At 39.8% G+C, this 16,094-nt stretch carries 18 protein-coding genes and 1 pseudogene; 6 read left to right on the top strand and 13 right to left on the bottom strand.

The features are described 5' to 3' along the window. Nucleotides 1-110 precede the first annotated feature (110 nt). The 4 genes and pseudogenes from PLEUR7319_RS0125735 to PLEUR7319_RS0125720 all read right to left on the bottom strand — a co-directional run. Nucleotides 111-467: pseudogene (locus PLEUR7319_RS0125735) on the bottom strand (flavin-nucleotide-binding protein); the annotation flags it as partial. A gap of 47 nt (nt 468-514) precedes the next feature. After that, a complete protein-coding gene (locus PLEUR7319_RS0125730) occupies nt 515-907 on the bottom strand; it encodes a VOC family protein (protein WP_019508108.1) in 393 nt (130 codons plus the stop codon). 99 nt (nt 908-1,006) lie between these two features. Beyond that, nucleotides 1,007-1,984: an NAD(P)/FAD-dependent oxidoreductase gene (locus PLEUR7319_RS0125725; RefSeq protein ID WP_019508107.1), complete on the bottom strand. Its 978-nt coding sequence runs from the start codon at nt 1,982-1,984 to the stop codon at nt 1,007-1,009. 256 nt (nt 1,985-2,240) lie between these two features. Then, on the bottom strand, nt 2,241-2,537 hold the full coding sequence (locus tag PLEUR7319_RS0125720; protein ID WP_019508106.1) for a GIY-YIG nuclease family protein: 297 nt from the start codon (nt 2,535-2,537) through the stop codon (nt 2,241-2,243). 60 nt (nt 2,538-2,597) lie between these two features. Between PLEUR7319_RS0125720 and PLEUR7319_RS0125715 the strand changes: the two genes are divergently transcribed. Both PLEUR7319_RS0125715 and PLEUR7319_RS0125710 read left to right on the top strand, forming a co-directional pair. Beyond that, nucleotides 2,598-3,143, top strand: coding sequence for a TetR/AcrR family transcriptional regulator (locus tag PLEUR7319_RS0125715; RefSeq protein ID WP_019508105.1), 546 nt, complete (start codon nt 2,598-2,600; stop codon nt 3,141-3,143). Nucleotides 3,144-3,543: 400 nt separating this feature from the next. Further along, nucleotides 3,544-4,002, top strand: a complete 459-nt coding sequence (locus tag PLEUR7319_RS0125710; protein WP_144054381.1) for a hypothetical protein — start codon at nt 3,544-3,546, stop codon at nt 4,000-4,002. A gap of 23 nt (nt 4,003-4,025) precedes the next feature. Here the strand turns inward: PLEUR7319_RS0125710 and PLEUR7319_RS0125705 are convergent, their stop codons facing one another. Beyond that, nucleotides 4,026-5,726 (bottom strand): SulP family inorganic anion transporter, encoded by a 1,701-nt coding sequence (locus PLEUR7319_RS0125705; protein ID WP_019508103.1) that lies wholly within the window; start codon nt 5,724-5,726, stop codon nt 4,026-4,028. Between the two features lie 163 nt (nt 5,727-5,889). On the opposite strand from PLEUR7319_RS0125705, the gene PLEUR7319_RS0125700 reads away from it, so the two are divergent. The 3 genes from PLEUR7319_RS0125700 to PLEUR7319_RS0125690 all read left to right on the top strand — a co-directional run bounded on the left by PLEUR7319_RS0125700 (nt 5,890) and on the right by PLEUR7319_RS0125690 (nt 7,590). Further along, entirely contained in the window at nt 5,890-6,741 is an 852-nt protein-coding gene (locus tag PLEUR7319_RS0125700; protein WP_019508102.1) for a M48 family metalloprotease, read from the top strand. A gap of 69 nt (nt 6,742-6,810) precedes the next feature. Then, entirely contained in the window at nt 6,811-7,350 is a 540-nt protein-coding gene (locus tag PLEUR7319_RS0125695; RefSeq protein ID WP_019508101.1) for a DUF456 domain-containing protein, read from the top strand. 57 nt (nt 7,351-7,407) lie between these two features. Next, the gene (locus PLEUR7319_RS0125690) at nt 7,408-7,590 is read left to right on the top strand and encodes a hypothetical protein (RefSeq protein WP_019508100.1); all 183 of its coding nucleotides are present in this window, start codon (nt 7,408-7,410) and stop codon (nt 7,588-7,590) included. A 41-nt stretch (nt 7,591-7,631) separates the two neighbouring features. Here the strand turns inward: PLEUR7319_RS0125690 and PLEUR7319_RS36710 are convergent, their stop codons facing one another. The 8 genes from PLEUR7319_RS36710 to PLEUR7319_RS0125650 form a co-directional block, all read right to left on the bottom strand. Beyond that, nucleotides 7,632-7,928, bottom strand: coding sequence for a tetratricopeptide repeat protein (locus PLEUR7319_RS36710; RefSeq protein ID WP_019508099.1), 297 nt, complete (start codon nt 7,926-7,928; stop codon nt 7,632-7,634). A 215-nt stretch (nt 7,929-8,143) separates the two neighbouring features. After that, a complete protein-coding gene (locus tag PLEUR7319_RS0125680; protein WP_019508098.1) occupies nt 8,144-8,809 on the bottom strand; it encodes a hypothetical protein in 666 nt (221 codons plus the stop codon). A gap of 138 nt (nt 8,810-8,947) precedes the next feature. Then, nucleotides 8,948-9,886 carry a GDP-L-fucose synthase gene (locus PLEUR7319_RS0125675; protein WP_019508097.1) on the bottom strand — a complete coding sequence of 313 codons (939 nt, stop codon included), beginning with the start codon at nt 9,884-9,886 and terminating at the stop codon, nt 8,948-8,950. 93 nt (nt 9,887-9,979) lie between these two features. Continuing rightward, nucleotides 9,980-11,050 (bottom strand): GDP-mannose 4,6-dehydratase, encoded by a 1,071-nt coding sequence (gmd, locus tag PLEUR7319_RS0125670; protein ID WP_019508096.1) that lies wholly within the window; start codon nt 11,048-11,050, stop codon nt 9,980-9,982. 60 nt (nt 11,051-11,110) lie between these two features. Further along, nucleotides 11,111-11,842 (bottom strand): sugar transferase, encoded by a 732-nt coding sequence (locus PLEUR7319_RS0125665; RefSeq protein WP_019508095.1) that lies wholly within the window; start codon nt 11,840-11,842, stop codon nt 11,111-11,113. Nucleotides 11,843-11,947: 105 nt separating this feature from the next. Then, on the bottom strand, nt 11,948-13,081 hold the full coding sequence (locus tag PLEUR7319_RS0125660) for a glycosyltransferase (protein ID WP_019508094.1): 1,134 nt from the start codon (nt 13,079-13,081) through the stop codon (nt 11,948-11,950). Between the two features lie 12 nt (nt 13,082-13,093). Next, nucleotides 13,094-14,695, bottom strand: a complete 1,602-nt coding sequence (locus PLEUR7319_RS0125655; RefSeq protein WP_019508093.1) for a glycosyltransferase family 39 protein — start codon at nt 14,693-14,695, stop codon at nt 13,094-13,096. Between the two features lie 18 nt (nt 14,696-14,713). Next, nucleotides 14,714-15,070 (bottom strand): single-stranded DNA-binding protein, encoded by a 357-nt coding sequence (locus PLEUR7319_RS0125650; RefSeq protein ID WP_019508092.1) that lies wholly within the window; start codon nt 15,068-15,070, stop codon nt 14,714-14,716. A gap of 238 nt (nt 15,071-15,308) precedes the next feature. Between PLEUR7319_RS0125650 and PLEUR7319_RS36705 the strand changes: the two genes are divergently transcribed. Continuing rightward, the gene (locus PLEUR7319_RS36705; RefSeq protein WP_144054380.1) at nt 15,309-16,064 is read left to right on the top strand and encodes an ATP synthase subunit I; all 756 of its coding nucleotides are present in this window, start codon (nt 15,309-15,311) and stop codon (nt 16,062-16,064) included. Nucleotides 16,065-16,094 lie beyond the last annotated feature (30 nt).

The following is a 16,094-nucleotide window of genomic DNA, read 5'->3' as shown; positions in this document are numbered from 1 at the left end:
ATTACGTTGTTTTGGTAGTGGAGTGGATAAATATGCTAACTTTCCAAATCTTGTAACAATTAAGGATCTGAAATAATGAATGCAATTTGGAAAGGTTAATGTTGAAAATGGCGAGTATGTAATTCAATTCCTAAGAAACCAATATCAATTCCTGGTTCTAAGATAGTTGCCAACGGATCGCCATCTAAAGGTACAGCAGCTACTTTCAGAGTGCGATCGCTTGGCGTAGAGATAAAACCAGGTTTTCCCACTAAAATAGAAGCCCAAGGATTACCAGATTTATCTACTGCCCCGACGATGATATAAGCTAGTTGGGTAAAAAACTCTTGATGCTGCTCAGTTAAATATTCTCGAATTACCCGCCTTCCCTGGCGATCCATGCGCTCTTGTATACCCAATCGAGCTTGAATTGCTAGTTCCCCTGCATGAAAAGGAGATTCCTTACGCGTCCAACCTGGGTTTGCCATAATATATTTCCTCCTAAATGAAAAAGCTATCAATCTGTTTAGGATGCTTAAGCAATGAATTCCATCCGAATACCGCCAGGAATGTAACACATCATATGCTGTGTCGAGCTATTACCCAAGGGTTCTGGAGCAAATTCAATTTCCACGTCAGGGGTATTGAGTAAAGTTTGATGTAAAGTTTGCAGTGTCTCTAAATTTTCTACTTTGAGTGCAAAGTGATGTAAACCAATTATATTCTTGCGATCGAATGGAGTTGCTTGTTTAGGATCGTTGGCTTGCCACAAAGTTAACATTATTGTGCCATCAGAAACAAAAATTGCTGGATAATCTGGTACTTCCCCTACTTGTTCAAAACCTAAAGTATCAACAAAAAAGTTACGAGTCGCTATTAAATTTGGAACGGTGAGTCCAATATGATGCGCTCCTTTTGTAATTACCATGTTCTTCTAATCTCCAAGTTTTGATAGATAGCTCGATCTTGTAACCCTGGGGGGAGTAGTTCGAGAGTTAAATTATTCATCATTCTTCTATGCAGCAACCTACTTAGTAGGAGTTTTTGGAGGAGTACTACGGCGAATATCTCGCCAAATCTGAGTAGCAGCCAATGCTCCATCAGCAGCAGCAATTACTACTTGATTGAGTCCTACTTTTAAATCTCCAATCGCAAAAATACGCGGGTGAGAAGTACGAGCCATTTTATCCGTAACTAAATTACCGCCCTGTTTCTCCAAATCAAATTTATTTAGATAGGTAGCATGATATTGAGAACCCATCGAAATCAAACCTGTTTCCAATTCCACTACTCGACCATCGGTTAACTCTACTCCCGTCATCTGATGATCTTCTCCGATAAATTGCTCTACAGGAGTCTCTTCAATTTTGTAACCCAATACTTCTAATCTGTTGCGTAAATCGTCATTGACTTCAAACAACCCTTGAGTAAACAAGGTAATCTCTCCTGTAAACCAACCCACAGGAAAAACTACTTCGGCATTTCCAGCACTACTGGCAAATACCCCCACCTTTTTATCTGTCATTTCGTAACCATCACAAATCAGACAGACATGGAGATTATGACCAGCGTAATCATAGACATTACGCATATTTTCTAGGACAGGAAGATAGTCAATAATGCCACTAGCAGCAATTAAATACTTAGTACGGAAAGTATGATATTGACTGTTATTACGACCTACTTTAACTTTGACAGCAAAGGTTTCTCCTTCATCAATTACTTCTTCGACGTACGCATCAAGCAAGTCGCCTCCAAGAGAAAGAAAATGTTCTTTACCCTGTCTGAGTACGGAACGACCAGGGGTATCAGGAGGTAAGCCCAGATAGTTATGCAGTTCTATCATCCAAAAAGAACGAGCTTTTCCTTTATCGATAATTAAAGTGTTGAGTAGATAGCGTTGTAGATATACTCCCGCAGAAAGTCCTCCCGCACCACCACCAACAACAATGGTGTCATAGATTTTTTCTGTGGCTGGTTGTAAATTTTGCTTGGTAAGTTTCATGATTTTGTCTCCTAATTGTTGAAATGATGAAGTTAAAGAAAATGGGAAAGTCGGAACAATAGAAAGACGAACAGTTAGCTAGCTAGTGGTAGTTTGATCGGTAAATTGTCGAGCTTGCTTTCTGTAAATTTAATAGTTTTTAGGGTTATTAATCTTGTTACGTCTTCACCTACCGAACGATTGTTTGACTAATTATGTTTATTACTATACCGAACGCTCGGTAAAAAATCAACTACTAGAAAAACTTTGCTAGATATCACTTTTGAAAATTGTCTGAGAAGATAATCTTAAGTTCGCTTAGAGAAGTCATTCCCGTAACCAGTAATTCCTTGGTTTTTTTAGGTAATTTTTTAATCTTGTATTCGGCGCGACTAGCAGCAGACTTAGTACCAATTTCCGCCGTAAAAACTAATTCAAGGGGATGTCTAGTTCTAGTGTATTTAGCGGACTGAGCATTACCCGATTGATGAATTGCAAAGCGTTGGGGGACATTGTTAGAAATTCCCGTGTAGAGACTGCGATCGCCACAACGAATTATATAAACAGACCACATAAATATTTCACAATCTAACGAACATTCGGTACAATTGTAATTAAAAATTATACTAGTTAAATGCCCAAAGAAGAAGTAATAGCCAAACTAATCCCCATATTTCGTCACTATGGCTATGAAGGAGCTACCGTATCCCGACTATCACAGGCTACAGGATTAAAGAAAGCCAGCCTCTATCACCACTTCCAAGGCGGTAAAGAACAAATGGCAGAGGCAGTTTTAGAATCTATTGGTGCTTGGATTGAAGAAAATATTTTTGTACCGTTGCGATCGCCCAAACCAGTAAAGGAGCGCCTTGCAGCCATGATTCAAGGCATAGATCGATTTTATGAAAGTGGTCAAACTCCCTGTGTATTAGCGGTAATGTCTTTGGGAGAAGCTGATACTCTATTTCATCAACAGCTAGGACAGTCTCTTGAAAAATGGCTAGATGAACTAGCAAAAGTTGTGGAAGAAACAGGAGTTGCGCCAGAAGAAGCTCGTTTGCGTGCTGAAGATACCATAATACTCATTCAAGGTGCGTTAGTCTTAGTCAGAGTTACGAATGATACCCAACCTTTTAAAAGAGCGATCGCCAGAATCCCACAGATTTTGTTACCAGATTAAATTATTAATCATTTTGGTTTTTTTGTATTGCTTCCAAATTTCAATCGCAATGTTAAACCGCTTTGTTAGAAACAATCTAATTTAAATCCTCAAAAATTGGACACAATTATGCAAACTCTGTTACACACTGATTTGAAAACTTGGTTAATATTAGTTATGAATTTTAACTTGGCATTGTGTCAGTATTAATCTTGTTCGGATTAAAGGATGCATTATTAAAGGTACAAAAGAAAGCTACGAAATGGGCTAACTGATTAAGTGGAACTAACTGATGAAGAAAACTAGAATTATAGAAGAGCAATTGCCAAACGGACAAATTATCACACATTTTGATCAGAAGAGTTCAGAGTCCTCGCTACGCGGGAAGCTACGCAACGGTGTTCGCCAAAGCCTAAGCGACATGCATTCAGAGTTAGATCACAAGCCTCTCCAAAGCGTGAGAAAAGAGATTGGTAAAGATTCAAGCCTACTTCAAGACAAGCCCAACTCCGAACTACTAACTACTAACTCAAGGGGCTGTGGTCGGAGGAAGCCTCCGACCTTTATACGCCCCGCCGAACTAGTGCGAAGCGACCTTGACTGTAAGCCTTGGAAAGTAGATGCTGAAAATTATCTCAGGTATTTGTGTCAGCAGCGTAATTTGAGTATCAGACAGTATCTTGAAATTCATAACATAATGAACAATCATCTTTTTACATTGAGTGACTGGCTAAGTTTGCCTGGCACACCTAAGCAAAAGTTCATTAGTGATATTACAAAGCTACGTAAATTAATGAAAAGACGTGATGGTGTAACTATGAGGAGAATTGCGAGTAGCTTTCATCTACGAAGTCATCCTAATTTCCCTTATAACTGGTAGACCGTTTTGACTTCTGGGTTACATTACTGTTGATGGCGTGTTTCAAAAGCAGCGATCGCCGTAGGTAATGTCGGATAAATATGTTCAGCTTGAATCTGTTGAAGAAACTCTGCCCGCTCGAGTTCGAGATATAAGTCCTGTTTAACTCGTGCCATTGCAAAGGTAATATTTTTAGCTGCCAGCTCATCTCTTAGTTCCACCAGCATATCGATAGCAGTTATATCGATTTCTACATTGGCTTCCATGTTTAGTACCAACCATTCCACAGGAGTTACCTCAGCTTCAATAGCATCGAGCGATCGCTGTCTGAAATTTTCCGCATTGGCAAAACACAGAGGTGCATCATAGCGATAAATCACTAATCCGGGAATAGTCTTGGCTCCTTCCCAGTCTTCGATATCATGTAATCCTGCCAAACCTGGCACTTTACCCAATACTGCATCATGGGGACGAGCAACCCTGGAAAATAGTTCGACTACTGACAAGCTAACGGCAATTCCTACTCCTACTAAAATATCCGTTACTAATACGGCGATGGTAGTCGATATCGCCAGGATAAACTCACTACGACGAAATCGATAGAGCCTGATAAACTCTGGTACTTCAATTAATTTAGTTGCCGCATAGATGACAATTGCCCCTAAAGCAGCTTTGGGAAATAATGCCAACACAGGGCGCAGAAACAGCAAGACAATAATCACTGCTACCATTGCCACCAGAGAAAATAGCTGGCTTTTACTACCCAAAGAATCTCCAATCACAGTGCGACTACCACTACTGCTAATCGGAAACCCCTGCATTAATCCATTACCAAAGTTAGCTACGCCCAACGCGAGTAGTTCTTGATTGGCATCAATTTTATAGTTATTACGATTAGCAAATGCCCTAGCTGTTAATACATTATCGGAATAACCCACGATCGAAATGCCCACTGCCGAAGCAACCAAAGTACTAAAATCTTGGATAGATACTTGGGGAATAGCAAATTGAGGTAAACCAGCAGGAATTGCACCAACGACTGCTACACCACGACCGTCGAGATTCAAGATAGCTACTGCTGCTGTGGAGAGTAAAACGGCAATCAAGGGAATGGGTAAATTGGGAAAGCGACGCTGAAGGGCAAACAAAAAGATTAAAACAAAGATACTCAAAATCAAAGTGGGAGAATGAGCTTGCTGTAGCTTGCTAATAAATTCACTAACTTGACCAAAAAAAGTATTGGCATCAATTTCAATTTTGCCAATCTTCCCCAGTTGTCCTCCAATCATAATTAGAGCAATCCCAGCCATATAACCAATGAGAACTGGCTTAGAAAGCAAATCGGCTAAAAAACCCAGTCGAGCAATATAAGCAATAATACACACCAATCCCATGATGATTGCTAGTAAAGCAGCCAGGCTAATATAAGTCTCAGTTCTCGCTGCTGCCAAAGGCGCGATCGCAACTGCTGTCATCACGGCAGTACTAGATTCGGGACCAATCGAAAGTTGGGGTGATGAACCAAACAAAGCGTAAATAATCATTGGCGGTAAGATAGCCCACAAACCAGCTACAGGCTCAACTCCTGCTAGCTCCCCATAAGCCATACATTGAGGAATCAAATAGGCTGCCACCGTTAACCCAGCTAAGACATCTCCCCTTAACCATTGCCGACGATAAGATATTAATTTTGGCAAACCTGGCATGGAAATAGAGAACAAGTTACGAATCTTAGCTTTGGTCATAGAGCGATCGCTTTTAGTGCAACAATTATAATCAAAAAAAGCTCTTAGCCTTAGCCGTGAACTTCTTATCTAGTAATTTTAATGGAGACTTAAATCCAATACTGGCTAAAAGCCAATAGCTAATAGCTAATAGCTATTTATTGAATTGGAGCAAGAGTCAAGAGTGAGTAGGTTATTAATACGCTTAGGTATTGGCGTAATCTTCGCTATCTTTGGGATGTTTAACTATTTCACCAACGTTAGTGAAAATCCCATCACAGGAGAAAGGCAAAGAGTACAGCTTTCTCCCCAACAAGAAATAGTCATTGGTCGTCAGTCTGCACCTAAAATGGCTGCGCAACATGGCAATTTATATCCCGATCAACTGCTACAAAACTATGTGGACGAGGTCGGAAATCGCGTGGTACAGAGTTCAATCGCTAAAAATTCTCCCTATCCTTTCGAGTTTCATCTGTTGCGAGATCCTCAGACAGTTAATGCCTTTGCTCTCCCTGGAGGACAGATATTTATCACCGCAGCTTTATTAAGTCGGCTTAATTCAGAAGCCCAGTTAGCAGGGGTTTTAGGTCACGAAGTCGGTCATGTCATTGGCAGACATGGAGCAGAACATTTAGCCAAACAACAGTTAGGTAGTGCCTTAGTTAATGCTGTCGGAATTGCTGCTAGCGATCGCCCTGAAAGTGCTAGACAGGCAGCAATTTTAGCTCAAGCTGTCAATCAGATGATCAATCTTAAGTATGGTAGAGATGATGAATTAGAAAGCGATCTACTAGGTTTTCAATTTATGACCGAAGCTGACTACAACCCTATCGGTATCGTCGAATTAATGAAAATTCTTAATTCTGCTAGAGGTGGAGCAGGAGGACAACCAGAATTTATGAGTACACATCCTAATCCTGCCAATCGGATTCAGCAGTTAATTGCCATCATCAATCAAGAATATCCCAATGGTATTCCTCCCAGGTTAGAAGAAGGCAAAAATCGCTTTGCTCAAGTAGTAGGCCGTCGGCTTTAATTCAAATTTGTCTACTGATTACTGATTACTGATTATCTTGATCCCGCTTGAAGGGACTGATTATTGATTATGGATATAACTACTATTTATTGGATAGTCTTAGCGTTAATGGCTGTGGGAGTTATTGGAGCAATTATTCCTGGACTACCTGGAAGTAGCATTATTTTGGTTGCTATTTTAATTTGGAGCGTCGCGACTGGTTTTGCGGGTATTGGTTTACCCATGATTTTAATTTTTGCCGTTTTAATTCTCAGTGCGGGGGTAGAGTATATAGCTCTTTATTTTGGGGTTAAACAGTCTGGGGCAAGTAAATGGAGCCAATTCGGTGCGATCGCTGGTATGGTGGTTGGTTTTTTGGGTTTATTGCCAGCTTTACCTATAGGTGGTCCTTTAATAGGAGTGCTGGTCGGTGCAGTATTAGGAGCCTTTATTGGTGAATATCTTTATCGCAGCAATTTGGATTCCAGTGAGCGCATGAAACAAGCATTAAAAGCCAGTACAGGAATTGTCATTGCTTCTATTATTGGCAATGTAATCGAAGCTTTATTGGCAGCTTTGGCAGTAGCAATCTTTATTTATTCCACCTGGTCTATTGTTTTTATTAGCTAGAGTCAAACAGCTATATGCCATTGCAGTTAAAATTATAAATTTTAGGTGACTGTTTTGATGACAGAAAATAGTATAGCGATCGCTTTGTCTGTTTTGTTTTGGTTAACCCCTGTTGCCTTGACAATTCACCTAGCGATCCAAAGAAAAAAATCTAATAACTATAAAAAAAAGCTAGGTTATATTTACGGTGGGCTTTGGGCGATCGCTTTTCTAGGTTATTGCTGGCTATTTATCAATTAACAAAGTTTCGGTTATGAGTCCTAAAATTCAAAATTATAATTCTACGATTGAATCATTTGAATGAAAGCAATAGTTTGTTGATATCTATCCACATTTCCCTCATCTAAAAATAGTTCGGCTGCATGTTGTAAGTCTTTTAAGCCTTCTTGCTTCTCTCCCAACTGAAAGCGTAGAAACCCTCTATTTCCAAAAGCTTCTGCTAGATTAGGGTTGAGTTTAATTGCCTCGTCGTACTCAGCGATCGCTTGTTGATAATTTTCCTCTGGAGAACCGTCCTTTTGAGAATTGTCCTCTTGAGAGTTGTTCTTTTGATAAATATCCCAGCCAAAGTTTGCCATATTTTGTTTTTAATGTAAATGAAGATGTAAAGCGATTGCGCTCCGCCCTAAAGGACTAGCTCCGCGTCGCGCAGTGGCAAAGCCAATCGCTTTAAAAAAGAAAGTTAACTTTAAAATGTCCCAAACGCTAATAGCTTAGATCTTAGATCTTAGAGCTAAAAACCGATTGACAACAACATACAGCCTTAACTTGTCACGAATGATGCTCGATTAGATTAATCTTCTTGTTCTCCAAATAATGGAGTAATGTCTTTTTTAATTCCGGCGATCGCACCTGAAATCTGTTGAACGGAGTCCACTGTCTCTCTGACTTGGGATAGTTCTTCTGAAATTGGCGGTAGATTAGTTGAAGAGGGGGGATTTACGGGTTCTGCTGTGGGATTGGTAGCAGTAGGTGTGTGAGTAGCTACAGGTTTGGGAGACACATTCTCTGGGGTAGATGTAGGAGCGATATTTGAAGGTTTTGGGGTTGAATTGGTGGCAACAGGTGGATTAATAGGTTGAATATTATGAACCGAGATCGGTTGACTTGGGGGAGTGACGTAAATAACTTGAGGCTGAAGAGGATTCTGCTGAAAAGAAGAGTTAGCAGATTGTTGGGGTTGAGGAGTAGAAGTAAGATTTGAAGTTGGAGTAATATTCGAGTTTTGAGAAAGTGAAACCTGATTACTAGGTATATTTTGACCAACACTAAAAGAAGCTCCAGCAATAACACTTCCTAGTCCGAACAAGGTCAAGCCACGTTTAATGTAGGTTTCACTATTGTTATAGGCTTTGACAGCATGATCTAATAGGCTAAAAGTTGCTTTAATTTTGTTTTGCTGTTTATCTTCGTTTTCTTTTGGTGTTATGTTTTCCATGGCTTGAGGTTGCTCGACCATAATTATCAATAACTATCAATTACTTGCATCTAAATTGAATTGAAACAATTTCGGATGGAGTTTTGATGAAGTTTTCATGAGAAAAATCTCATTGATATTTCCTCGATAATTTGGTCGTACCCTCAAATTTTCAAATTCTCAAGTGGCGTGTTGGCGATACCAATTAATTGTGTTTTGTAAACCCTGACGCAATTCTGTTTCTGCCACAAAGCCGAATTTTTCTTTTGCTCTTTGCGTATCTAAGCAACGTCGAGGTTGACCGTTGGGCTTATCTGTTTGCCAGCTGATTGTCCCAGTAAAATCCATCAATTCACAAATAGTTTCTACCAAGTCTCTAATCGATATTTCGTGATTAGTACCCAAATTGACTGGTGCAGGTTGATCGTATTTTTGAGTTGCCATCACGATACCTCGCGCTGCATCAGTAGAATATAAAAATTCTCGGGTAGGGCTGCCATCTCCCCAAACTGGTAACTCTTGAACTCCACTTTGCTGTGCAAGGTGAATCTTGTGAATTAAAGCAGGAATTACATGGGAACTGCGAGGCTCAAAATTATCCTCTGGTCCGTATAAGTTAACAGGTAATAAATAAATGCCGTCAAAGCCATATTGTTGACGATAGGCTTGTAGCTGTACGAGCAATGCTTTTTTAGCAATCCCGTAGGGTGCATTGGTTTCCTCTGGATAACCATTCCAAAGATCGTCCTCCTTAAAAGGTACAGGAGTAAACTTGGGATAAGCGCAAATAGTTCCCACACAGACAAACTTCTCTACACCTTCTTGATAAGCAGCATGAATTAGCTGAGTACCCATCATCAGGTTATCGTAAAATAATTCTGCTGGTTTTTCTCGGTTTAAACCAATACCTCCAACATGAGCAGCCAGATGAATCACAATATTTTGTTCTTTGACTGCCTGTTGACAATTTTCCCACTTACAGAGGTTTAACTGACGCGATCGCGGTATGCTAATTAGGTCAATGGTAGCACCAGCCTGGCATAATTGCTCAACTACCTGCTTGCCCAGAAACCCCGCCCCACCGGTAACTAAAATTCTCTTATCTTGTAAATCTAACATTACTAATTTACGCTTTGTGTGAATTATTTTCGTTGAGATTTATTAGCTAAAAGCTCTAACTTAGAGCTAAAGTTTCCAGATTTAAGTTCGAGCTTAATCGACGATAGTAGTAAGGTTACGTCGCAGATGAGCATTATCATCGCTACTGGTACCATCGGGAGTTGGTAAATTAAGACTAGCTAGATCGGCATTGACCATGAGTTTAACCAGTTCTTCAAAAGTAACCGAAGGCTGCCAACCTAATTTTTGCTTGGTTTTACTGGGATCGCCAATCAATAAGTCTACTTCTGCAGGGCGTAGATAACGGGGATCAAAAGCTACATAATCTTGCCAATCTAAATTCACGTAACTAAATGCAATATCTAAAAATTCTTTGATTTGGTAAGTTTCTCCTGTAGCTACCACATAGTCATCTGGTCGCTCTTGCTGTAGCATGAGCCACATGGCTTTAACGTAATCTTTAGCATAGCCCCAGTCCCTTTTGGAGTCTAAATTACCCATGTAAAGCTTTTTTTGTTGACCGGCAACTATACGAGCGAGCGCTCTGGTGATTTTACGTGTCACAAAGGTTTCACCACGGCGAGGAGATTCGTGATTAAATAAAATTCCGTTACAGGCAAATAAATCATAAGATTCACGGTAGTTTACCGTTTGCCAATGAGCATAGACTTTGGCACAGGCATAGGGACTACGGGGATAAAACGGAGTAGTTTCTTTTTGAGGTACTTCCTGTACCTTACCAAACATTTCGGAAGAACCAGCTTGATAAAATCGGACTTCAATTCCAGTTCGTTGCTGATAGTCCCTGATGGCTTCTAATAGACGCAAAGTGCCCATACCGACAGAGTCAACAGTGTATTCGGGTGAGTCAAAACTAACCCGAACGTGAGACTGCGAACCTAAATTATAGATCTCGACGGGTTTGACTTCTTCTAAGATCCGTCTGAGGGTAGTCCCGTCAGTTAAATCGCCATAATGAAGAAATAATCTGGCTTCTGGACTATGAGGGTCAATATATAGATGATCGATGCGATCGGTATTGAAAGTAGAAGTTCGACGAATGATGCCATGAACTTCATAGCCCTTATCTAGTAAAAATTCACTTAAATAAGAACCATCCTGACCAGTAATACCCGTGAGCAATGCTATTTTGCGTTCAGTCATTTAAATAAATAAATTAAGTTTGCTGTCTACTATATATTTTAAAATGAGAAAATTAGGTGTTCAATATGCACCATTATTGCGGGGAAAAACGATCACATTGATAGTCTTAAATATGATCCACAAATCTAAGAGCCAATTATGGCTGGTTGCATAGTACACGTCAATCTGCACCCTCTTAGGATAAGGAATGTCATTTCTTCCCGATACTTGCCAAAGACCAGTAATCCCCGGCTTTATTTGTAAAACAGTATTAATCTTACGACCGTACTTGGGTAATTCTTCCGGCACTAAAGGTCTTGGTCCGACTACACTCATGTCCCCTTTTAATACGTTCCAAAATTGAGGAAATTCATCTAAGCTGGTTAAGCGCAAAAACTTCCCAATTTTAGTTATTCTGGGATCGCGTTTCAATTTATAGCTATCTTGAAACTCCTGACGCATTTGAGCCGAATTACTCATCATTGTCTCTAATATTTCGTCAGCATTATTAACCATAGTCCTAAATTTAATGCATTTAAATGGTTTATGATCCCTACCAACTCTCTGTTGGACATAAAAAATTGGTCCCTGAGAATTGAATGCAATTAAAGCCATCAAAATAAAATAAACGGGAGAAAATACCGTCAGTACAAACAGAGCAAAAATAATATCAAATGAACGTTTTACAAGATTTCCGTTCAAAGCAGCTAAAGGTAGTCTATTCAATCGATTCTGATTGAATATAGGTTGTAACCCCTTTCTAACCAAGCTTTGTACAACTTTGACGGAAATAAGTTGGCTGTTAGCAGTCATCTTACTCCTTCACACATCACACCACACTGTCCAATCATAAATCTATAAAGTCTTGGGCGACTGGTAATTTCCGAACAAAAAAATAACTTTATGTCTTTGCTTTGGCTATTTCCAGTCTCGGTAGCAATTCTCTATAAATTCTAAGTAGGACTTTTTAAAGATTGTCGGGCTAAACTTGGAAGCTTGCAAGCGACAATTTTCTGGATCAATTTTAGTTTTAAGTTTTTCAAAAGTTTCTACAGCTTCGATTAGAGCTTCTGGTTGTTGAACCCCAAAAAACAAACCTGTACCATCCTGAGGATATTGACGAATATCTTTTACTGTTTCTAATGCACCTCCTTTTCCATAAGCAATTACTGGTGTTCCACAAGCTTGAGCTTCGACCAAGGCAATGCCAAAATCCTCGCAAGCTGCATAGATAAACGCTTTAGCTGTCGTTATATATTTTTTGACTACCTGATGCGGTTGCCAACCGAGAACTTGTACGTGGGATTTAGCCAATTGACGTATTTGGTCTAGTTGTGAACCTTCTCCGATAATCACTAAAGGTTTATTTAGATGATTAAACGCCTCGACGATTAAGCATATTTGTTTATAACTTACTAATCGAGAAATTGTCAGAAAGAAATCTTCCTTTTTCGTCTGAAAATCAAATTTTTCTACATCAACTGGAGGATAGATTACCTTAGCTGGACGACGATAGCAACGCCAAATACGTTTAGCTGTATGTTGAGAATTGGCAATGAAATAATCTACTCGGTTGGCAGAAATTACATCCCATTGACGTAGGCGATGCAAAATATATCTGGCGATCAGACCCCGAATGCCTTGACCCTGGCGATCGCCATTTAAATAATCAAAGGTTAGATCCCATGCATATCGCATTGGAGTATGACAATAACAAATATGTAATTGATGCGGATTGGTTAATACGCCTTTGGCCACGGCATGGGAAGAAGACAAGATCACATCGTAGTGGTTGAGATCTAGCTGTTCGATCGCCAGGGGTAACAGAGGTAAGTATTTTTGGACACCATCGCGAGCCTTAGGAAATTTCTGTAGAAATGTAGTCTTAATTTCTCGCTGATATAAATAGCTTTCAGGATTAACAGATTCAAAATCAATCAATGCATAGAGATCGGCATCGATGTATTGCAAAATCTCTTGAACTACTAATTCTGATCCCCCTTTGGCTTTGGGAGTTAACCATTCATGTACTAAAGCATATTTTAAGTCCACAGTTGCTCGATGTTAATTAGCCTGAGTAATCAATAGCCATCCTACATCATCAGCAACATTTCCTAGGGTTCGATAGGATTGTAAATTAAGTTTTGAGATTGCATCAGGCTCGAGCAACAGATAAACAGGTTGATTTTGTTGCCAATATTGCTTGATTTGCTCATCTGTAGTGGGAATCAGCCGGCGATCGCTGTAAAATTCTAAAGATGGGCGAAAATAAGGATATGTAGTATGTATCGTCTGGTTTGGGGGAGCATACTGTTTAATTATTGCTGCAACCGGTTTCACAGGAAAAGCCTCATTTAATTCCCATAACCAATGACTAGAGTTAAATAGCAATAATAGAGCTAGATAAAAGCCACCAACAATAACAGGAATAAAGTAGGATGAAGCTCGCCATAGTAATACTGTCGCCCAGGTAAAACTAACTGCCACCACTACTAAAATTAAGGCTAAATCTATTTCTGATGTTGATGTCTGACTCACCACACCAAAGTAAACACTAGCTACCCAGCAAATCACCGTAATCAAACTAAGATATATCTTCCATGTGTAAGGGTATTTTCCCTTTTTCCACGCCGCAGCTAGGCTAGCTCCAATCAGCAATGATAAGCCAGGATAAATTGGGATTACGTACCAAGGCAATTTAGTTACCATTAGCGAGATAGCTAATAGATAAACCCCGCTCCAGACTAACGTCAGTTTCCCCCAGCTATAGCGACTATTTTTGAAAGCTAGTCTGACTCCCCTGGGCAAAAATATGAGCCAGGGAAGGCTATATTTAGCAATTTCCAATAAATAATACCAAGGAGGTCCTGAGACGTGGCTAACAGGCTCCCAGATGCGGCTAAAGGTTTGTTTGCCTAAGCTAATACCAAGAAATTCTTCTCCGTAGCGTGAATACTGTAACCAATACCAGGCGATCGCTGGAGTCCCTCCGAGAATAAAACCCGCCCAAAGATAGGGATTAACTAGCAGTTGAGGACAATCCAAGATCCCAAAGATCAGAATGATGCCTCCGAGCAACACCCCCATCATGATGCCTTTAGTCAAACAAATTAAACCTAAACCTATGCCAGTTCCTAATAGCCAATGTCTGTGATTGCGTCCCCGTAAAAAACACAAAATAGCTAAACAAAACCAACAGGCGATCGCACCATCTAACATAGCCACCCTGCCGTGACGAGCCATGGGTAATAAGGTTAAGTACACTAAGGCAGACAAAATTGCTGCCAGTCGGGTAGTAAAAATTTCTCTGCCAATTTGATATAGCAGTGGTATAGAAAATGCCGAAAGCAGAGCCGGTGCTAGCCTAGTACTCCATTCGGATACACCAAATAAATTGTAAGAAATCGCAATCAGCCAATGCACTAAAGGCGGTTTATTCCAGTACGGCTGACCATTGTTGATGGTGGGATATAGCCAAGTACTAGCTTCAGGTGAACTACGCCAAATATTACGAGCAACCCCAGCAACTATCCCTTCATCCCAATCCCTGAGGGGCAGTTCACCTAAATTAAAGGTATAAAGAACGATCGCCGCAACCAATAATCCTACAAAATAAAAACTATCTTGGTGAAATAGCTGAGAATGATTACGCTCCTCATCCTTCATCCCTCATCCCTCATCCTTTTATTCTGGATAACCACTAACGGCTCCAGGATCGTTATCTCTTTTTGACCCCAATAACTCCAGGCGATCGACTTTAATCGTGGGACGAGAACGTTGTCCTCCCGTATTTTTATCTGTCCAAGTTTCAATCTTGAGAGAGCCTTGAATGCCGATTAATTTACCTTTCTGAACATAATTTCCGGCAACTTCGGCAGTTTTGCCCCACATCTCTAAATTAAACCAGTCTGGCTGATCGCTATTGCGACTAAGACGATTTACTGCCAAGGGTAATTTACACAATACCGAACCCGATTGAAAATGAATTATTTCTGGTGCAGCACCAGCACGACCTACTAAATTAACAACATTAAGACTCATGAGTTTTTTGATACTAGATAGTACTAAAGAACTGAATTGTGATTTCTAAGTCTAGCAAATAAAAGCGAGATAAGATCTAGAATAAATTAAGACTCACAAAGTTTTTAAGACTGGGAAAAAATTGCTGAAAGAATTTAAAATCAGATTATTTGTCTGTTATCCTTCACAATTATCCCTAAAAAACCAATTGTCGAAGATTGATAGTATATTGTATCGAATATAGGATTGGTAAATCTCGGTGTCTAAAGCACGACCTAGCTGGCAGCAAATATTTAGTACGCTTAACCTTTTGATTAAAGACAAGAAGCTACGCAAATATAGAAGATGGGCAGTTTACTGCTTTGTTTTTGCTCTAATGTGGTGGTTTAACTGGAAATTACTCCTAGCCACATCTGTTGGTATTGGATTAATGTCTTTAAATTACTTACTACAGAATTCTCATTGGCAACGTTACTATCAGCAGTGGCAAAGTTTTCTCTCTGGCTCCAATAGCCAAATGATTCTAGCTGTTAGTACTGGAGCAACAGGAGCTTTTTGTACTTATTTAGCCGCTTCTGTCTGGACAGATACAGATAACCAATGGTTAGCTACAGGAGCAATTTTACAGGTTTTCACCAGCATGACTACTCTTGCCCTTCTGTGGTGGTCTTTATCCCAGAGAAACGATAACTCACTTGAGTCGAAGTTAGACCAACTGTTAGCAGATCTTAGTCACAGCGATGCTCTTAAACGTCTGATTGCCATTAGACAGCTGACTCGTCTACTAGTAACCCATCGTCTATCTTCAGAGTATTACCAGCAATCAATTGAATACTATCACTTGATGTTATCCCAGCCTCAAGCACCAATGGTAAAAAATGCTTTGTTTGAAAGCCTAGACATTCTAGAGGGAGAAAAGTTATTTAGAGCCAAACGTCCACCAGTTAAAATACCAATTAAGTTAGAACTTTCTCAGAGACCACTTTTGGATAATCTGTTTCGCGATCAAATTTAAGTTGTCTAGATTTTTATATTGACCAAAATT

This window comes from Pleurocapsa sp. PCC 7319, assembly GCF_000332195.1.
Lineage (GTDB): Bacteria > Cyanobacteriota > Cyanobacteriia > Cyanobacteriales > Xenococcaceae > Waterburya.
Note: the sequence above shows the minus strand (reverse complement) of the source record. Positions and strands in the feature narration are given on the sequence as shown.